Annotated in this window: 15 protein-coding genes; 9 read left to right on the top strand and 6 right to left on the bottom strand. The window is 61.3% G+C overall.

Annotated features, from left to right (window positions below; genetic code table 11):
• Nucleotides 1–108: 108 nt before the first annotated feature.
• Nucleotides 109–849: a L,D-transpeptidase gene (locus tag FB009_RS03415; RefSeq protein ID WP_011974603.1), complete on the bottom strand. Its 741-nt coding sequence runs from the start codon at nt 847–849 to the stop codon at nt 109–111.
• Between the two features lie 279 nt (nt 850–1,128).
• Between FB009_RS03415 and FB009_RS03420 the strand changes: the two genes are divergently transcribed.
• Nucleotides 1,129–1,764, top strand: a complete 636-nt coding sequence (locus FB009_RS03420) for a DNA-3-methyladenine glycosylase I (RefSeq protein WP_011974604.1) — start codon at nt 1,129–1,131, stop codon at nt 1,762–1,764.
• A 69-nt stretch (nt 1,765–1,833) separates the two neighbouring features.
• Here the strand turns inward: FB009_RS03420 and FB009_RS03425 are convergent, their stop codons facing one another.
• From FB009_RS03425 to FB009_RS03440, 3 genes are all read right to left on the bottom strand, one after another.
• Entirely contained in the window at nt 1,834–3,285 is a 1,452-nt protein-coding gene (locus tag FB009_RS03425) for an NCS1 family nucleobase:cation symporter-1 (RefSeq protein ID WP_011974605.1), read from the bottom strand.
• 255 nt (nt 3,286–3,540) lie between these two features.
• Nucleotides 3,541–3,921 carry a CopM family metallochaperone gene (gene copM / locus FB009_RS03430; RefSeq protein ID WP_011974606.1) on the bottom strand — a complete coding sequence of 127 codons (381 nt, stop codon included), beginning with the start codon at nt 3,919–3,921 and terminating at the stop codon, nt 3,541–3,543.
• 535 nt (nt 3,922–4,456) lie between these two features.
• Nucleotides 4,457–4,882 carry a hypothetical protein gene (locus tag FB009_RS03440; RefSeq protein ID WP_011974607.1) on the bottom strand — a complete coding sequence of 142 codons (426 nt, stop codon included), beginning with the start codon at nt 4,880–4,882 and terminating at the stop codon, nt 4,457–4,459.
• A 228-nt stretch (nt 4,883–5,110) separates the two neighbouring features.
• Between FB009_RS03440 and hisS the strand changes: the two genes are divergently transcribed.
• The 5 genes from hisS (at nt 5,111) to FB009_RS03465 (ending at nt 10,592) form a co-directional block, all read left to right on the top strand.
• The gene (hisS, locus tag FB009_RS03445) at nt 5,111–6,625 is read left to right on the top strand and encodes a histidine--tRNA ligase (protein WP_024325488.1); all 1,515 of its coding nucleotides are present in this window, start codon (nt 5,111–5,113) and stop codon (nt 6,623–6,625) included.
• 5 nt (nt 6,626–6,630) lie between these two features.
• On the top strand, nt 6,631–7,764 hold the full coding sequence (locus FB009_RS03450; protein ID WP_011974609.1) for an ATP phosphoribosyltransferase regulatory subunit: 1,134 nt from the start codon (nt 6,631–6,633) through the stop codon (nt 7,762–7,764).
• Nucleotides 7,761–8,456, top strand: coding sequence for an ATP phosphoribosyltransferase (gene hisG / locus FB009_RS03455; protein WP_011974610.1), 696 nt, complete (start codon nt 7,761–7,763; stop codon nt 8,454–8,456). Before FB009_RS03450 ends, hisG begins: the two co-directional genes overlap by 4 nt.
• Nucleotides 8,457–8,576: 120 nt before the next feature.
• The gene (locus FB009_RS03460; RefSeq protein ID WP_011974611.1) at nt 8,577–9,284 is read left to right on the top strand and encodes a glutathione binding-like protein; all 708 of its coding nucleotides are present in this window, start codon (nt 8,577–8,579) and stop codon (nt 9,282–9,284) included.
• An 81-nt stretch (nt 9,285–9,365) separates the two neighbouring features.
• Nucleotides 9,366–10,592: an NAD(P)/FAD-dependent oxidoreductase gene (locus FB009_RS03465; RefSeq protein WP_153423362.1), complete on the top strand. Its 1,227-nt coding sequence runs from the start codon at nt 9,366–9,368 to the stop codon at nt 10,590–10,592.
• 320 nt (nt 10,593–10,912) lie between these two features.
• Here the strand turns inward: FB009_RS03465 and groL are convergent, their stop codons facing one another.
• Both groL and groES read right to left on the bottom strand, forming a co-directional pair.
• The gene (groL, locus tag FB009_RS03470) at nt 10,913–12,550 is read right to left on the bottom strand and encodes a chaperonin GroEL (protein ID WP_011974613.1); all 1,638 of its coding nucleotides are present in this window, start codon (nt 12,548–12,550) and stop codon (nt 10,913–10,915) included.
• 77 nt (nt 12,551–12,627) lie between these two features.
• Nucleotides 12,628–12,924, bottom strand: a complete 297-nt coding sequence (groES, locus tag FB009_RS03475) for a co-chaperone GroES (protein ID WP_011970827.1) — start codon at nt 12,922–12,924, stop codon at nt 12,628–12,630.
• A gap of 304 nt (nt 12,925–13,228) precedes the next feature.
• Between groES and FB009_RS03480 the strand changes: the two genes are divergently transcribed.
• From FB009_RS03480 to ileS, 3 genes are all read left to right on the top strand, one after another.
• Nucleotides 13,229–14,077 (top strand): TIGR01459 family HAD-type hydrolase, encoded by an 849-nt coding sequence (locus FB009_RS03480; protein WP_011974614.1) that lies wholly within the window; start codon nt 13,229–13,231, stop codon nt 14,075–14,077.
• Between the two features lie 13 nt (nt 14,078–14,090).
• Nucleotides 14,091–15,074: a bifunctional riboflavin kinase/FAD synthetase gene (locus FB009_RS03485; protein ID WP_011974615.1), complete on the top strand. Its 984-nt coding sequence runs from the start codon at nt 14,091–14,093 to the stop codon at nt 15,072–15,074.
• A gap of 281 nt (nt 15,075–15,355) precedes the next feature.
• Nucleotides 15,356–18,265, top strand: coding sequence for an isoleucine--tRNA ligase (ileS, locus tag FB009_RS03490; RefSeq protein ID WP_018208858.1), 2,910 nt, complete (start codon nt 15,356–15,358; stop codon nt 18,263–18,265).
• The last annotated feature ends 43 nt before the right edge of the window (nt 18,266–18,308 follow it).

Genomic DNA, 18,308 nt, shown 5'->3' on the forward strand with positions numbered 1-18,308 from the left:
AACGATATCGGCCGTTCTTGTATCTCTTGGAACATCTGTTGCTTCAAAACCACGATTTCGGCAGATGAAGAGATAACAGGCGGAGAAGTACTGTAAGACTCCAAGTCGCTATATCACGATGACCTTTGTCCCGACTTTCACCCTCTCGTAGAGATCGACCACGTCCTCGTTGCGCATGCGAATACATCCGGAGGAAACGCCGTAGCCAATCGTCCACGGAGCATTCGTTCCGTGGATGCGATAGAGCGTCGAGCCTAGGTACATGGCGCGGGCGCCGAGAGGATTTTGCGGACCGCCGTCCATGCGGGCCGGCAGATAGTGGCCTTGGGCTGCCTCGCGCGCGATCATCTCCTGCGGCGGCGTCCAGTCTGGCCACTCGGCCTTTCGCGTGATCCTGTGCTCTCCGGCCCATTCGAAGCCCGGTTTGCCGACTCCGACGCCATAGCGCCGGGCTTCTCCCTTGCCGGTGACGAGATAGAGGAAGCGGTTGTTGGTATCGATGACGATGGTCCCGGGCTTTTCCCTGGTCGCGTAAGCGACCATCTGCGGCAGGAACTGCGGATCGATACTCGATTTTGCCGGCTTCTGCCTGCGGGCGATAGAGGCTTGCTGTGCGGCTGCATCGGCCGGACGACGAACAAGCCCGCGCCGTCCCTGCTGCTTTCGGGTGGCTGTGGGAACTTGCTGGCGGTAGACCACGCGCTCACCGGTCAGCTGCATCACCCAGGGGGCGGTCAGATCCGGGCTGACGATGACAGGCGGGCGATTTTGATAACGATCCTGCGCACCTGCGGCCCCGGAGAAGACCGTGAGAAAGCACGCGGCAAGGATAAGGGATTTCTTCAGCATCGGACGGACTCGCTACTTGGCCGAAATCAATTTCTAAGTCCAGGGAGTTGCCTCCGGCGGGACCTTTTTTCATGGAGTGCGGCTGCGGGAATTCGCATTCGCATTTCTCACTCCGGCAATGGCGCGATGCTCTCATCCGTCTGCGACCGAATGGTAAACGGAACGACGCCGAAGGCGGGCCGGCGCAATAAAGCTCTGGGTAGGGTTATTCGCCCCTTTATCGATGTGGTTTGCAGATGGTAAACAGAACAAAATGGAAACAACGGAGAGAGGCGGAGGATGGCAGCAAAGGGTTTGATTACGGGGGATGACGGGCTCGATCGTTGCGCCTGGCATGGCAATCTGGAGGATTACCGCCGCTATCACGACGAGGAATGGGGCCGGCCTGTCGCCGATGATCATAGGTTGTTCGAAAAGATCTGCCTCGAAGGCTTCCAGTCGGGCCTCTCATGGCTGACGATCCTGAGAAAGCGCGAGGCGTTTCGCGCCGCATTCGCGGGCTTCGCCTTCGACAGGGTTGCCGAGTTCGGAGAGGAGGACGTCGAGCGATGCCTTGCCGATGCCGGCATCGTCCGCCACCGCGGCAAGATCGTCTCGACCATCAATAATGCTCGCCGTGCAAAGGAGCTGCGTTCGGAATTCGGATCGCTCGCGGCCTATTTCTGGTCGCATGAACCCGAAAGCAGCGAGCGTCCGGCAGTCGTCGATCAGGCCGCGCTCATCGCCAATCCGACGACGCCTGCATCGATCAGGATTTCGAAGGATCTGAAGAAGCGCGGCTGGACTTTCGTCGGTCCGACGACCGTCTATGCTTTCATGCAGGCGATGGGCCTCGTCAACGACCACATAGAGGGCTGTTTCTGCCGTGCTCCGATAGAGGAGCTTCGCCGCCGCTTCACACGCCCGGCGGCATGATTGGCGCGTCGGAGACGAGCGGCGCCCTCCCCAACGGGAGGAGGGCGCTTTGGTGGGAAAGGCACCAGGTCAGGCAGGGTAGGGCCTGGCTGATCTGAAGGAGCGTAGCGCGTAATATATCGCACCGGCTATGGCGACCCCGAAGAACCAGCCGTAGACACCCCACCAGGTCGGCATGACGGATGTAAGCCCCGGCAGAATCGAGGAGAAGACGATGCCGATGCCGGCGGCAATGAGCGCGTTGACGTGCCAGCCGTTCTCGAAGCGAAACTCACCGTCCTCCCGGTAGAGCGCGTCCACGTCCACGCGGCCCTTTCGGATAAGATAGTAGTCGACCATCATGACGCCGAAGATCGGACCCATCGTGTTGCCGATCATGTTGACGAAGTGCGCAGCTCCGCCCTCCCATGGCGCGAAGGGGTAGAGCGCCAGGGCGATCAGCGCGGCGATATAGCCGCCCCTCTTGAAGTCGATATGCTTGGGGAAGACATTGGCGAAATCGAAGGCAGGCGACACGAAATTGGCAACGACGTTGATGCCGAGCGTCGCCACGGCGAAGGTGAGGGCTGCGACCAGCGCGAGGAACCAGCTGTCGAACTTCGCCGAGATCTGGTCGGGATGCAACAGCACCTCGCCATACACATTGTAGGCTGCGATGGTGGTGATGCCGGCCACCAGCGAGAACAGGACGAGGTTGACCGGCAGGCCCCACAGATTGCCGACCTTCAGCGACCGTTCGCTCGGGCAGTAGCGCGAGAAATCACAGAAATTGAGATAAAGCGCGGAGAAATAGGTGACCCAGATCGCCGCTACCGCAGCGAGCGCGGCGAGTGATCCCGGAACGCCGGGCACCCCGGCATTCTTTGTCTTCTCCAGCAGCACGTCCATCGGGATTGTGTGGCTGAACGAGAAGCCGCCGGACTTCACGACGAGATAGACCGCGAGCAGCAGCATCATCACCCAGACAGCCGGCCCGGCCCAATCCTGGAATTTTCTGACCGTTTCCATGCCGTTCTGAATGATCAGCAGCTGAAGACCCCAGACGACGACGTAGCAGATCAGCTCCAGGGTGGAATGACCGAGCATGTGGCTCGACTGGTGAAACTGAAGCAGGCTCTCGTTGCGGATAAGCAGCGCAACGATGGCGCCAGAGGCCGCCGCCGTCTGCGCGCCATACCAGAAGCACGCGACGATAGCGCGGACGATGGCAGGAAAGTTCGCTCCCCAGATACCGAAGGATGCCCGGGCGAGGACCGGGAAGGGTACGCCGGTGCGTACACCGGCAAGCCCGACAAGCTGCATCAGGAAGAAGATGATAAGCGAGCCGATGCCGATGGCCAGAAGGAAGTTCATGAAGCTGCCGCAGAAGAGAAACAGGCTGGCGGCGAGATAGTAGCCCCAAAGGCTGTGCACGTCCGATGTCCAGACGTTGAAAATCGAGAATGCGCCCCAATTGCGTTCTTTGGCGGGCGCGAGGTCTTCATTGTACAATTGTGGAGATGCACCGGGTGGTATCGTCATGGTTTCCCCTCGTGACGGATTGGCACCTGTGCCGGTGGAAGGCGAGCTTGCGACCTTCTGTCAGCACGCGGGCGACATCACCATATCGAGAGGGAAAAAGGCTTTTCGTCAATGGACCAAATTGTTGATGCAAACAGTTTCGCACCAAGTCCGGAGCGGAACGGTTCCGGTACTCCGCCCATCCCGCTCCAGACTCGCTGGCGAAATCCGCCACGTTCATGATTTCAGGTCGGCTGGACCTGAGATCACAATGGTTTAGCCGCCGTTCCTTGCCAGCCACTCCTTCATCATCTTGATCTCGCTTTCCTGCGCCGCGATGATGTCTTCCGCCAGTTTGCGGATCGTTTCATCCTTGCCGTGTTGGAGTTCGACCCTGGCCATGTCGATTGCCCCCTGATGGTGAGCGATCATGCCGCGCACGAAGTCGACATCGGTATTGCCGCTGAAGACGATGTCCATATCCTTGTGCATTTTGGCATTCGCCTCCGCAAAGGCTTTGCTCGACGGTGATGTGGCAGCCGACGCGCCACTTTCCACGGACCCGTGATGCATGTTGCCGTGGTCGGTCTCCTGCGAGAGCGCGGGAGCAGCGGATGAGGCCAGCAGAAGGGCGGCCGTCAAGAATTTGAGGAACATGATATTTCCTTTCGATCATTGTCTTGGTGGCGCGAACGTTGGTCGCGCCGAGATTGAAGTCTCGGACGGAAAACCGTTACGCGATTTTCCTGAAAGCACGCGACGAGGGCGGTTTGGGCGGGGGGTACCGAGGCTTCAGACGCAGCGCGCGGAGCTCGTCGTCGCGACCAGGGGCCAGTCTTTCGGAGGAGCTATAGGTCCGGACCAGACTGGGCAGGGTGACGCCAACTGCTATACAGGCGGAGCAGAGAAACGGGTGCACGGGCTTTGCGGGGTGCTTGCAATGCCGCGAATCTTCACAAGCCGTATGAGGTATCTGCGCGCCGTGGGAGCCGCGTTCGGTCAGCAAAACAACATGATGCGGATCACTCGCCCGGACGGCTAAGTCCCGGGCCTGCGCGGCCGCACCAAGCCCGCCGCTCAAGGGCGCGGACAGGAAAACGAGCATGATGGCGAGCCAGCGCAGCATGCGTTGAAGGTAGGGTGTTCCGCCTCAGATGAGAAGAGCTCGCGAGCGAAGATCGGCACGGAGAACTCACGCGCTCAGTTTCCCGGTCTCCGGCAGGGCGAATACGCCTTCGAGCGAGCCTTCTGCGCCCCTTTCCCTAAGCGTCGAATTGCCGATGCAATAGAGTGGGGAAGGATGCCCAGTCCCGCTGCGGATCGTTGTCGAAAAGCAGAAGGATGAGGAGCTTTCCGTCGCCCTTTCCAGGATGTTCAGGATGGTGGATCGATCACCTTCGTCATAGGCCCTTACGAGGTCGATGATCCCGCAGGGGTTGCGCCGCAGGCCAAGAACGGCAAGCGTCCTGGAACCGACGACGAAGGCGCCGCTGGAAAGGTCGCAACGCCACGGTTCCACCAGGCAACCCGCCTGCGAGACGCGGCGGGTCCAGGCTTCGTGGGCCTCCAAACTCAACGGCTTTACCGCTCCGGATCCCGGTGTCATGAAGTTCAGCATTCCGCTCGTCCCCGAATTGCCCTCGATCTCCAACTTAACCTATACGCGCAGACGGCGAAATTCACAATCAAGTCATTTGTAGCCGCGCCGTTGGCCCGGAACGGAGGCGGCGGCGCTATGTTCCGAAAGGGAGCCTATGGGCGAGGCCTGAGGGCGGTCGCCCTTGCCGCTTCTGCCATGATCCGGTAGGGAAGGCACCGACCAAGCACGAAGTCCGGAATGCTTTCCATGAATGAAAAACAGAAGAAAACGCAGAAGCTCAGGGCGCGCTTGCCGCGTGGTTTCGTAGATCGTCCGGCCGCGGACATCCGCGCCGTGGACGAGATGGTTTCGAAGATCCGCGAGGTCTATGAACGCTACGGCTTCGATCCGGTGGAAACCCCGCTTTTTGAATATACTGACGCGCTCGGAAAATTCCTGCCGGACAGCGACCGGCCGAATGAAGGCGTCTTCTCGCTCACCGACGACGACGACCAGTGGCTTAGTCTTCGCTACGACCTGACGGCGCCGCTGGCGCGCCACGTGGCCGAGAATTTCAACGAGATCCAGCTTCCCTACCGGACCTATCGCGCCGGCTACGTCTTCCGCAACGAGAAGCCGGGGCCGGGCCGTTTCCGCCAGTTCATGCAGTTCGATGCCGATACGGTGGGTGCCGCCGGCGTGCAGGCCGATGCCGAAATGTGCATGATGATGGCCGACACGATGGAGGCGCTCGGCATTGCCCGCGGCGACTACGTGATCCGCGTCAACAACCGCAAGGTTCTCGACGGCGTTCTGGAGGCGATAGGTCTCGGCGGCGGCGAGCAGATGAATACGCGCCTGACGGTGCTGCGTGCCATCGACAAGCTCGACAAATTCGGCCCGGAAGGCGTGCGGCTGTTGCTGGGCGAAGGACGCAAGGACGAGAGCGGCGACTTCACCAAGGGCGCCGGGCTCGACGATGAGCAGATCGGCAAGATCCTGTTCTTTGTCGGCATCACCGACTATGCCGAGAGCGCGGACGCGTTGGCGGCACTCGTCGCCGGGACGGCCCGGGGCGCCGAGGGCGTCAATGAGTTGAACACGATCCGCAGCCTTGTGCTCAGCGCCGGCTACGAGGCGGACCGCATCAAGATCGACCCCTCGGTCGTGCGTGGTCTGGAATATTATACGGGTCCCGTTTTCGAGGCGGAGTTGCAGTTCGCCGTCACCAACGAAAAGGGGGAGAAGGTCGTCTTCGGCTCCGTCGGCGGAGGCGGCCGCTATGACGGTCTCGTGTCGCGCTTCATGGGACAGCCGGTGCCGGCGACCGGCTTTTCGATCGGCGTGTCTCGGCTGATGACGGCGCTCAAGAATCTGGGCAAACTGGGCGTAGAACAGGTCACCGCGCCGGTCGTCGTTTGCGTCATGGACCGCGACATCGAAAGCATGGGGCGCTACCAGCGCTTTGTGCAGGATCTGCGTCATGCCGGCATCCGCGCCGAAATGTACCAGGGCAACAAGAAGAACTTCGGCGACCAGCTCAAATATGCCGATCGTCGCGGTTCGCCGATCGCTGTCATTCAGGGCGGCGACGAGCGCGCTTCCGGCGTCGTACAGATCAAGGACCTGATCGAAGGCAAGCGGCTCTCTGGCGAAATCGAAGATAATGTCGCTTGGCGCGAGGCGCGTGCCGCTCAGATTTCCGTCCCGGAAGGCGAACTCGTCGTTAAGATTCGCGAAATTCTCGCGGACCAGGCCGAGGACCGGAAAAGGGCGGGTTGACCGCGATGCCTCTCATTGATCTTCCCGGTTTCGCCGGCGACCTCCTTGCGGATTTCGAACGCCGGAACACGCTGCGCGTCGACACGCCGGTCATCCAGCCTGCCGAGCCTTTCCTCGACATGGCCGGGGAAGACCTGCGCCGGCGGATCTTCATGACCGAGAGCGAAACCGGCGAGAGCCTGTGCCTGCGGCCGGAGTTCACCATCCCCGTCTGCCTGCGACATATCGAGACCGCAACCGGAACGCCGCAACGCTACGCCTATCTGGGCGAGGTGTTCCGGCAGCGCCGCGACGGATCGAGCGAGTTCTACCAGGCGGGCATCGAAGATCTGGGCGATCCGGATACGGCCGCCGCTGATGCGCGGGTGGTCGGTGATGCCTTGTTCGTCCTTTCCAATCGACTGCCGGGCGAGCGGCTGAAGGTCACGCTTGGCGACCAGTCGGTCTTCGAAGCGGTGATTGCCGCCTGTGGCCTGCCCGGCGGTTGGCAGAAACGGCTCATTCATGCCTTCGGGGATCAGAAGCAGTTGGACAGGCTCTTGGCCGAGCTGGCCGACCCGAAATCGCCCGGCGTCTTCGGCCACGACGTCGAGCGCGTCGCAGCCTTGGGCATGCTCGACGACGAAGAGCGGCTCGTCGCTCATATCGGCGAGACGATGGAGGCGACCGGTTATTCGACCAATGCCAGCCGCTCGCCCCGCGATATCGCCCGGCGCCTGAAGGAAAAGGTCGAACTTGCAGCCACCCGGCTGGACAAGGAAGCGCTTGCCGTCATGCGCGCGTTCCTCGCTCTTGATCTGCCGCTCGCCGACGCTCCGGCCGCGCTCCACAGCTTCGCCGGCAAGGCGCGTCTGAGGATCGACGACGCGCTGGAACTCTTCGATGCGCGCGTGGCTGCGCTCGCATTGGCGGGCGCCGATCCCGGCCCGATGCGTTACCGCGCCGCCTTCGGACGACCGCTCGACTATTACACGGGCCTCGTCTTCGAAATCCACGTCGAAGGCACCCCCGCAGTGCTCGCCGGCGGCGGCCGGTTCGACCGCCTCCTCACCTTGCTCGGCGCTCGTGAGCATATTCCGGCCGTCGGCTTTTCTCTTTGGCTCGACCGGATAGAACAGGCTGCGGGGAGAGAGAAATGACCGTCACTATTGCGCTGCCCTCAAAGGGGCGGATGAAGGATGAGTCCTCGGCTATTTTCGAACGCGCCGGCATGAGGATCACGGCGGTTGGCAACGACCGATCGTATCGCGGCCGCGTGGAAGGCGTGGAAGACGTCGAGATAACCTTTTTGTCGGCCTCGGAAATCGCGCGTGAAATCGGCAGCGGCGCAGTGGATTTCGGCGTTACGGGAGAGGACCTCGTGCGAGAAGGCCTGGCGGATGCCGATGCACGCGTCGAGTTTGCCGCCAGGCTTGGTTTCGGCCATGCCGATGTGGTCGTCGCGGTACCCGAAATCTGGTACGACGTCGACACCATGGCTGACCTCGGCGACGTCGCCGCAGATTTCCGCGCGCGCCACGGCCGGCGCCTCGCCATCGCTACCAAATACTGGCGCCTGACGCAGCAATTCTTCTCGGGCAGCCACGGCATTCAGCTCTATCGGATCGTCGAGAGTCTGGGAGCGACCGAGGGTGCGCCGGCATCCGGCTCAGCCGACATCATCGTCGACATCACCTCGACCGGCTCGACGCTCAAGGCCAACCATCTGAAGATTCTCTCCGATGGCGTGATCCTTCGCTCAGAGGCCTGCCTCGTACGGGCGCGAAAGGCGGAGCATGGGGGCAATCCACTGATCGACCGGATTCTCGCGGCCGTACGTTCTGCGCTTTGACGATGGAGATCGGCAAGGTGAGGGCTCGCAAATTCGCCTTCGGCCCTGACAAACGCAACCGGCACTCCCTATGTTGGGGCGGCAGACACCCTTTCGATATCCCACCTAGAGGCATCCATTATGGCTGATCTTTCCTCCTTTCCGATCACGTCGCGCTGGCCGGCGAAAAATCCCGATATCATCCAGCTCTATTCGCTTCCGACGCCGAACGGCGTGAAGGTCTCCATTGCTCTCGAAGAATTGGGCCTGACCTATGAGGCGCATCGCATTTCCTTCGATACCAACGAGCAGAAGTCGCCCGAATTCGTCTCCCTCAATCCGAACGGCCGCATTCCGGCGATCATCGATCCGAACGGGCCGGACGGTAAGCCGATCGGCCTGTTCGAGTCGGGCGCGATCCTGATCTATCTCGCAGAAAAGACCGGCAAGCTCATTCCTGCGGATGCGGCCCGCCGTTATGAGACGCTGTCCTGGGTGATGTTCCAGATGGGCGGCGTCGGACCAATGTTCGGGCAGTTCGGCCATTTCTTCAAATTCGCGGCCGACAAGGTCGCGAACAATCCCTATCCCGTTCAGCGTTACCGAGACGAAGCAAAACGTCTTCTCGGCGTTCTCGAAGCGAGGCTCGAAGGCAGGCAATGGCTGATGGGAGAGGAGTACACGATCGCCGATATCGCGACCTATCCCTGGGTGGAGGGGGCACGCAAATTCTATGGTGGAGCCGAGGTGCTCGACTATAAGAGCTTCCCGAAGGTCATGGCATGGGTGGATCGCGGCCTGGCGCGCCCGGCCACGCAGAAGGGCATGGAGATCCCGCGCAAGGAGTGATTTGCAGCGGGAACCTTCCGGCCTGAGATGGACCGGCCACGGGCCGGGAGGATAGCGATCAACACGAACCTTTTGAGACGGATGGAGCAGGTGTCGGGAAGACTTGTTGTTGTCGGTGGCGGTCAAGCCGCATTCGCTTTGGTCGCCAAGCTTCGCGCCCTCAAGGACATGCGTCCGATCACCGTCGTCGCGGCCGAAGCCAGCCTGCCTTACCAGCGGCCACCGCTTTCCAAGAAATATCTGTTGCGCGAAATGACGCTCGATCGCCTGCTTTACCGGCCGGAGACCTGGTATGCGGAGCACGAGATCGATATCCGTCTTTCGACGACGGTCACGCGGGTCGATCGTGCCACACGGCAGGTGGTGCTCAGCGATGGTTTGACGCTCGGCTATGAGACGCTTGCCTTCGCAACCGGCGCAACGCCACGACGGCTGCCGGCTGCGGTGGGTGGCGATCTTGCCGGCGTGTATGTGGTGCGCGACTTCAGGGATGCCGACCTGCTGGCGGAGGAAATGCAGCCCGGCCGGCGAGTGCTGGTCGTCGGCGGCGGCTATATCGGGCTCGAGGCTGCAGCGGTTGCCCGCATCTCAGGGCTCGAGGTGACCGTCATCGAAATGGCCGACCGCATCCTTCAGCGCGTCGCCTCGGCCGCCACCTCGGCGATCGTGCGCGAAATTCACAGCGCGCACGGCGTGCATATACGGGAAGGCACGGGGCTCCACCGTCTGATCGGCCATAACGGACGCGTCACGGCGGCGGAGCTCTCCGACGGTTCCGTCATTCCCGTCGACATCGTGATCGTCGGAATTGGCGTGACGGCCAATGATGACCTGGCGCACGACGCCGGTATCGAAACGGCCAACGGGATCGTCGTCGACAGCCATGGGCGAACATCCGATCCCGCTGTCTTCGCCATGGGAGACTGCGCTGTACTGCCATGGGACGGCATGCGTATCCGCCTCGAATCCGTGCAGAATGCAGTCGACCAGGCAGAGGCGGTTGCCGCGGTCCTCGCCGGCAGCAGCGTTCCCTATGCACCGAAACCCTGGTTCTGGTCCGACCAGTACGATGTCAAACTGCAGATCGCCGGTTTCGGTCTCGGCCATGACGAAACGCTGGTTCGGCCGGGCCAGCGCGAAGGCAGCGTATCGGTCTGGTATTTCCGCCAGGGCAAGCTGATCGCCGTCGACGCGATAAACGACGCCAAGGCCTACGTCACCGGCAAGAAGCTGCTCGAGCAGGGAGTGACGCCCAATCGAGCGCTGTTGGCGGATCCCCAGGTCGATCTCAAGACATTGCTGGCATAGCACCCGGGGTATGCTGCGGCCGCTACGGCCAGCACCATAAATCAAAAAGGGGCGGCTCGAGAGCCGCCCCTTTGATCCGGATGGATCTAATCGTGCTAAGGCTGTCGCCTTATCACATCATGTCCATGCCGCCAGTTCAGCGCGCTTGGCGCGCTGAACCACTTAAAGTGTATGGGCGAAGCTTTATGAACCTGCTGTGCTAAGGCTGTCGCCTTATCACATCATGTCCATGCCGCCAGTTCAGCGCGCTTGGCGCGCTGAACCACTTAAAGTGTATGGGCGAAGCTTTATGAACCTGCTGTGCTAAGGCTGTCGCCTTATCACATCATGTCCATGCCGCCCATGCCGCCCATGCCGCCAGGCATTGCCGGAGCGTCCTTCTTCGGCAGCTCGGCGATCATGGCTTCGGTGGTGATGAGCAGCGAAGCAACCGAGGCTGCGTCCTGAAGCGCGGTGCGAACGACCTTGACCGGGTCGATGATGCCCATGGCGATCATGTCACCATATTCGCCGGTCTGTGCGTTGTAACCGAAGTCGTCGGTGTCCTTCTCGAGGATCTTGCCGACAACGATGGATGCTTCGTCGCCAGCGTTTTCGACGATCTGGCGGGCCGGAGACTGCAGAGCGCGGCGAACGATGTTGACGCCGGCATCCTGGTCGTCGTTTTCACCCTTGACGGTGATCTTGACGGAGGAACGCAGCAGAGCAACGCCGCCGCCCGGTACGATGCCTTCCTGAACTGCAGCGCGCGTCGCGTTGAGAGCGTCGTCGATGCGGTCCTTCTTTTCCTTCACTTCGACTTCCGTCGCACCGCCGACGCGGATGACGGCAACGCCGCCAGCGAGCTTGGCAAGGCGCTCCTGCAGCTTCTCACGGTCGTAGTCGGAAGTGGTTTCTTCGATCTGGGCCTTGATCTGGGCGACGCGGCCTTCGATGTCGGACTTCTGGCCGGCACCGTCGACGATCGTCGTATTTTCCTTGGTGATCGAAACCTTCTTCGCACGGCCGAGCATGTCGAGCGTGACGCTTTCGAGCTTGATGCCGAGGTCTTCCGAGATCACGGTGCCGCCCGTCAGGATGGCGATGTCTTCGAGCATGGCCTTGCGACGGTCGCCGAAGCCCGGAGCCTTGACGGCAGCAATCTTCAGGCCGCCACGCAGCTTGTTGACGACGAGCGTTGCAAGAGCTTCGCCTTCGACGTCTTCAGCAATGATGAGGAGCGGCTTGCCGGTCTGGACGACGGCTTCGAGAACCGGGAGCATCGCCTGAAGGTTGGAGAGCTTCTTCTCGTGCAGGAGAATGTAAGCGTCTTCGAGGTCGGCGACCATCTTTTCCGGGTTGGTGACGAAGTAGGGCGACAGATAACCGCGGTCGAACTGCATGCCTTCGACGACTTCGAGTTCGGTCTCGGCGGTCTTGGCTTCTTCAACCGTGATGACGCCTTCGTTGCCAACCTTCTGCATCGCTTCGGCGATGTCGAGACCGATCTGCTTTTCGCCGTTTGCCGAGATCGTGCCGACCTGGGCGACTTCGTCCGAGGTGTTGATCTTCTTGGCCTTGGCGAGCAGGTCCTTGACGACTTCAGCGACGGCGAGGTCGATACCGCGCTTAAGGTCCATCGGGTTCATGCCGGCGGCAACGGCCTTCGCGCCTTCGCGAACGATTGCCTGAGCGAGAACGGTTGCGGTCGTCGTGCCGTCGCCGGCGATGTCGTTGGTCTTCGAAGCAACTTCGCGGACCATCTGGGCGCCCATGTTCTCGAACTTGTCTTCGAGTTCGATCTCCTTGGCGACGGAAACGCCGTCCTTGGTGATGCGCGGTGCGCCGAACGATTTGTCGATGACGACGTTACGGCCCTTCGGGCCGAGCGTCACCTTGACCGCGTCGGCGAGAATGTCGACGCCGCGCAGCATCTTTTCGCGCGCGCTACGGCCGAACTTGACTTCTTTAGCTGCCATTTTGAAAGCTCCTGGTTTCGAAATTCCGGAACGGATCCGGTTTCAAATTGCGGAAGTTTGGAAGGGTTGTCGGCCTATCAGCCGATGACGCCCATGATGTCGGCTTCCTTCATGATCAGAAGGTCTTCGCCGTCAATCTTGACTTCGGTGCCGGACCACTTGCCGAACAGGATGCGGTCGCCGGCCTTGACGTCGAGCGGAACAACCTTGCCGCTTTCGTCACGGGCGCCGGAACCGACAGCCACGATTTCGCCTTCCTGAGGCTTTTCCTTCGCGGTGTCCGGAATGATGATGCCGCCCTTGGTCTTTTCTTCAGATTCGACGCGGCGAACGACGACGCGGTCGTGCAGCGGACGGAAATTGGTGCTTGCCATTGTCTAATCCCTCGATCAAATGACACTGCGGGTCGCGGATGGACCCGCCGGATGGGTGTTAGCACTCCTCTCATTTGAGTGCTAGCGCAGCCGAGATAAGGCCGGCTGCTGAACGAGTCAAGGATCGACTGCGAGAATTTTGGCCGCGCCGGCTGTCCCGTGTCAGCTTCTCAGGCTTCTGTGACGGTGCTGTTGCACAACGCCGAATTCCATTGGAAGGGCAGCGTTTTTCTCTCCGCGAGGCTTGTAATCTTGCTCCTTCCTTGCGATGTCAGCCGGAAAGCCGAGTTTGCAGGAAGCCAGCATGGCCATCAGGATCAACAGTTTTCGGGAAATCGCCGGCCGTTACGACGTGGTCCTTTGCGATGTCTGGGGCGTGCTTCACAATGGCATTCAAGCCTTTGCATCCGCCTGTGAAGCGCTTGCCGAGGCGCGCGCCCAAGGGCTGACCGTCGTTCTCGTCACCAATTCGCCCCGGCCGCATCCAGGCGTCACGGTGCAGATTCGCGGCCTTGGAGTTCCGGACGAAGCCTATCACCGTATCGTCACCTCGGGCGATGTGACGCGCGCGTTGATCGCCAAGGCCGAGAAACGCATCTTCTTCATCGGTGCCGATCGTGATCTGCCGCTGCTCGAAGGGCTCGGCACCGAGATCGTCTCCGCCGACGAAGCCGAGACGATCGTCTGCGCCGGCTTCTACGATGACGAGACCGAGACGCCCGAGCACTACCGGGCAACGCTGACGGCACTTGCCAATCGGAACGTTCCGTTCATCTGCGCCAATCCCGATCTCGTTGTCGAGCGCGGGCATCGCTTGATCCCCTGCGCCGGCGCCATTGCCAAGCTTTATGAAGAGCTCGGCGGCGAGGCCCGGATCGCCGGAAAACCCTATATCTCCATCTATCGCACCGCTCTTTCCGAGGCGAAGGCGGTCAGGGGCGCGTTCGACCTTTCGCGCGTCGTTGCCATAGGCGACGGCATGCCCACGGATGTGAAAGGTGCGCAGGATGCAGGCTTCGATCTGCTCTATATCAGCGCGGGCATACATGCGCAGGATTATATGCACGAAAGCCGCACCGACGAAGCCAAGCTGATGGCCTTTCTCAGACAGAACGGGGCAACGCCGAAATGGTGGATGCCGCGGCTGGCATGACGGGAAGATCGGCATGACGGTTTTTCATCGCAACGAGACCCGTGATCCGCTCCCCGGCCATCTTCGCGGCGGGGTGGTCGCCATCGGCAATTTCGACGGCGTGCACCGCGGCCATCAATCGGTGCTGAACCGCGCACTGGCCGAGGCGGTGAAGCGTGGCGTTCCGGCGCTGGTGCTCACTTTCGAACCGCATCCGCGCACGGTTTTCCGACCCGAGACGCCGGTGTTCCGCCTAACCCCGGCACCGCTAAAAGCCCGTATCCTCGAGGGAATGGGTTTCGGCGCCGTCATCGAATATCCCTTCGACCGGAGCTTTTCGGAGCTTTCGGCCTTCGACTTCATTCATCGCATTCTGCGCGAATGGCTGCACGCTTCCCATGTCGTTACCGGTTTCGATTTCCATTTCGGCAAGGGGCGGGAAGGCGGGCCCGCCTTCCTCATGGCGGCCGGCGAGCGGGAAGGATTCGGGGTGACCCTGGTGGATGCCTTCCGCGACGAAAATGCCGCCGTCATTTCGTCGAGCTTTATTCGCTCCTTGCTCGCCGAGGGGGATGTTTCGCACGCGGCCGGGCTGCTCGGTTACCGTTACACGGTCGAAGCGGAAGTCATCGGCGGCAAGAAGCTCGGCCGGACGCTCGGCTATCCGACGGCGAACATGCGCCTTCCGCCCGAGGCTGAGCTGAAAAGCGGCATCTATGCGGTACGTTTCCGCCGGGCGGACGGGTCGCTCCACGATGGCGTTGCGAGTTTCGGGCGGCGCCCGACCGTCGACAGTGACGGCGAGGCCCTGCTCGAGACTTTCGTGTTCGATTTTTCCGCTGACCTCTACGGAGAGATCTGCGCCGTATCTTTCTTCGGCCGCTTGCGCGACGAACTCAAGTTCGATGGCCTGGAGCAATTGATGGTACAGATGCGCAGCGACGAGAGCGAGGCCCGCGCGCTGATTGCGGGCGTTCAGCCCCTGAGCGACATCGACCGCAGGCTCACTTTCGGCTGAGGGATATCAGGCGGTTGCCATTCGGCACCCTAAAGAATTCGGCCATGCCGTTCCGGCGGACCTTTTCAAAAGGCGGAAAACGCCTTAAAGAACCGGCCATAATGACCCGGTTCCATCGAGTGATCATCGATCAGCGAATTATTGGCCCGGCTTTCCGCGCGCTTTAGTCTGCGCCGGAAGGTCCGGGATTTCGGCGTTCCAGCGCCCCCATTCATCTTCGAGATTACCGAACCCTTCCGCCTGCGTGACGACCCCGCGCGGAAAAGACGAATGCGAAAACCATGACCGAGACCGCTGAAAAGATCGACTATTCCTCTACCCTTTACCTGCCGCAGACGGACTTTCCGATGCGTGCGGGTCTGCCGCAGAAGGAGCCGGAGACCGTCGCCCGTTGGCAGAATATGGAGCTTTACAAAAAGCTGCGCGCATCGGCTGCCGGCCGCGAGAAGTTCGTCCTGCATGATGGCCCGCCCTATGCCAACGGCAACATCCATATCGGTCATGCGCTGAACAAGATCCTCAAGGATGTGATCAACCGATCGTTCCAGATGCGCGGCTTCGATGCGAACTACGTCCCAGGCTGGGACTGCCACGGCCTGCCGATCGAATGGAAGATCGAGGAAAAATATCGGGAAAAGGGCAAGAACAAGGACGAGGTCCCGGTCAACGAGTTCCGTAAGGAATGCCGTGAATTCGCCAGCGGCTGGATCGGTGTCCAGACGGAGGAATTCAAGCGTCTCGGCATCGAGGGAGACTTCGAAAACCCTTACACCACGATGAACTTCCACGCGGAGGCGCGCATCGCCGGCGAGTTGATGAAGATCGCCAGGTCAGGTCAGCTCTATCGCGGCTCGAAGCCGGTCATGTGGTCGGTCGTCGAACGTACGGCCCTTGCCGAGGCCGAAGTCGAATATGCCGACGTCGAAAGCGATATGATCTGGGTGAAGTTCCCGGTAACCCAGGGGCCCGATGCGCTTGCCGGCGCCTTTGTAGTCATCTGGACCACGACCCCCTGGACGATCCCCGGCAACCGAGCGATCGCCTATTCGTCACGCTATGCCTACGGGCTTTACGAGGTCGCGGCCGCCGAGAACGATTATGGTCCTCAGCCGGGCGAGAAGCTGATCTTCGCCAAGCGGCTCGCCGAGGAGTCGGCTGCCAAGGCGAAGGTGACGTTCAAGTTCGTACGCGATATCGAGGCGGACGAGCTCGGGGCGGTCACTTGCGCGCATCCGTTGCACGGGCTCGGCGGCGGCTATGCCTTTCATGTGCCGTTACTCGACGGCGATCACGTGACCGACGATGCCGGCACTGGCTTCGTTCACACGGCTCCCGGCCATGGCCGCGAGGACTTTGATGCCTGGATGGACAGCGCCCGGGCACTTGAAGCGCGCGGCATCTCCTCTGCCATCCCCTTCACGGTCGACGATGCGGGCTACTTCACGGCCGATGCACCCGGCTTTGGTCCGGATGCGGAAGGCGGCGCCGGCCGGGTCATCGACGACAAGGGCAAGAAGGGCGATGCCAACGAGCGAGTCATAAAAGCCCTGATCGGCCGGCATGCGCTCTTTGCGCGGGGCCGATTGAAGCATTCCTATCCGCATTCCTGGCGGTCGAAGAAGCCGGTCATCTTCCGCAACACGCCGCAATGGTTCGTGTACATGGACAAGGATTTCGGCGATGGCACGACGTTGCGTTCGCGTGCGTTGAACGCCATAGACGGAACCCGTTTCGTCCCCGGCGCCGGCCAGAATCGTCTGAGGGCGATGATCGAGCAGCGTCCCGACTGGGTCCTTTCGCGCCAGCGCGCCTGGGGCGTGCCGATCGCAATCTTCGCCAGCGACGAAGGCGAGATCCTCGCCGACGACGAGGTCAATTCCCGCATACTCGATGCGTTCGAGAAGGAGGGAGCGGACGCCTGGTTCGCCGAAGGTGCGAAGGAACGCTTCCTCGGCAAGGATCACGATCATACGCGCTGGCACCAGGTCATGGACATTCTTGACGTCTGGTTTGATTCCGGGTCGACCCACACTTTCACGCTGGAGGACCGCCCGGACCTGAAATGGCCCGCTGACGTCTACCTGGAAGGCTCAGATCAACACCGCGGCTGGTTCCATTCTTCGCTGCTCGAAAGCTGCGCGACCCGCGGGCGCGCGCCGTATAACGCCGTCATCACCCATGGCTTCACCATGGATGAGAAGGGCGAGAAGATGTCGAAGTCGAAGGGCAATACGGTCACGCCTCAAGAAGTGATGAAGGATGCAGGCGCCGACATCCTGCGTCTATGGGTCATGACGACGGACTATTGGGAAGACCAGCGCCTGGGCAAGACCATCATCCAGACGAATATCGACGCCTACCGAAAGTTGCGCAACACCGTGCGCTGGATGCTCGGCACGCTCGCGCACGACAAGGGCGAAGTCGTTGCGCTTTCCGAAATGCCGGAGCTTGAAAGGTTGATGCTGCATCGCCTTGCCGAACTCGACCGGCTGGTTCGCGAAGGCTACGATGCCTTCGACTTCAAGAGGATCGCCCGGTCGCTCATCGATTTCTCGAATGTGGAACTTTCCGCCTTCTACTTCGATATCCGCAAGGATGCGCTCTATTGCGATGCTCCGTCGTCGCTGCGCCGCCGCGCTTCGCTGCAGGTCATCCGCACCGTTTTCGATTGCCTGGTGACCTGGTTTGCACCCATGCTGCCCTTCACTGCCGAGGAGGCCTGGCTTTCGCGCAATCCACAAGCCGTTTCCGTGCATCTCGAACAGTTCCCCGAGGTCCCCGCGAAGTGGCGCAACGACGCGCTTGCCGAAAAGTGGCGGAAGATCCGCGAGGTCCGCAAAGTCGTGACCGGCGCGCTCGAGATCGAGCGCAAGGAAAAACGCATCGGCTCTTCGCTCGAGGCGGCTCCCGTCGTCCACGTCGCCGACCCGGATCTGCTCGGAGCGCTCGACGGCCAGGACTTCGCCGAAATCTGCATCACCTCGGCAATCGAGATCGACGGGGGCGAAGGTCCTGCAGGCGCCTTCACGCTGCCGGAGGTCGCCAAGGTTAGAGTCGTGCCGAAACTCGCCGAGGGACGCAAATGCGCTCGCTCCTGGCGAATCACTACGGATGTGGGCTCCGATCCGCTCTATCCGGACGTCTCCGCGCGCGACGCGGCCGCCCTGCGGGAGCTCGGCTTCAAGCCGTAACCGACCTCTTTACCGGGTGAATTGCACTTAAGGCGTTCATCCG

The sequence above is a fragment of the Sinorhizobium medicae genome (assembly GCF_007827695.1).
Taxonomy (GTDB): Bacteria; Pseudomonadota; Alphaproteobacteria; order Rhizobiales; family Rhizobiaceae; genus Sinorhizobium; species Sinorhizobium medicae.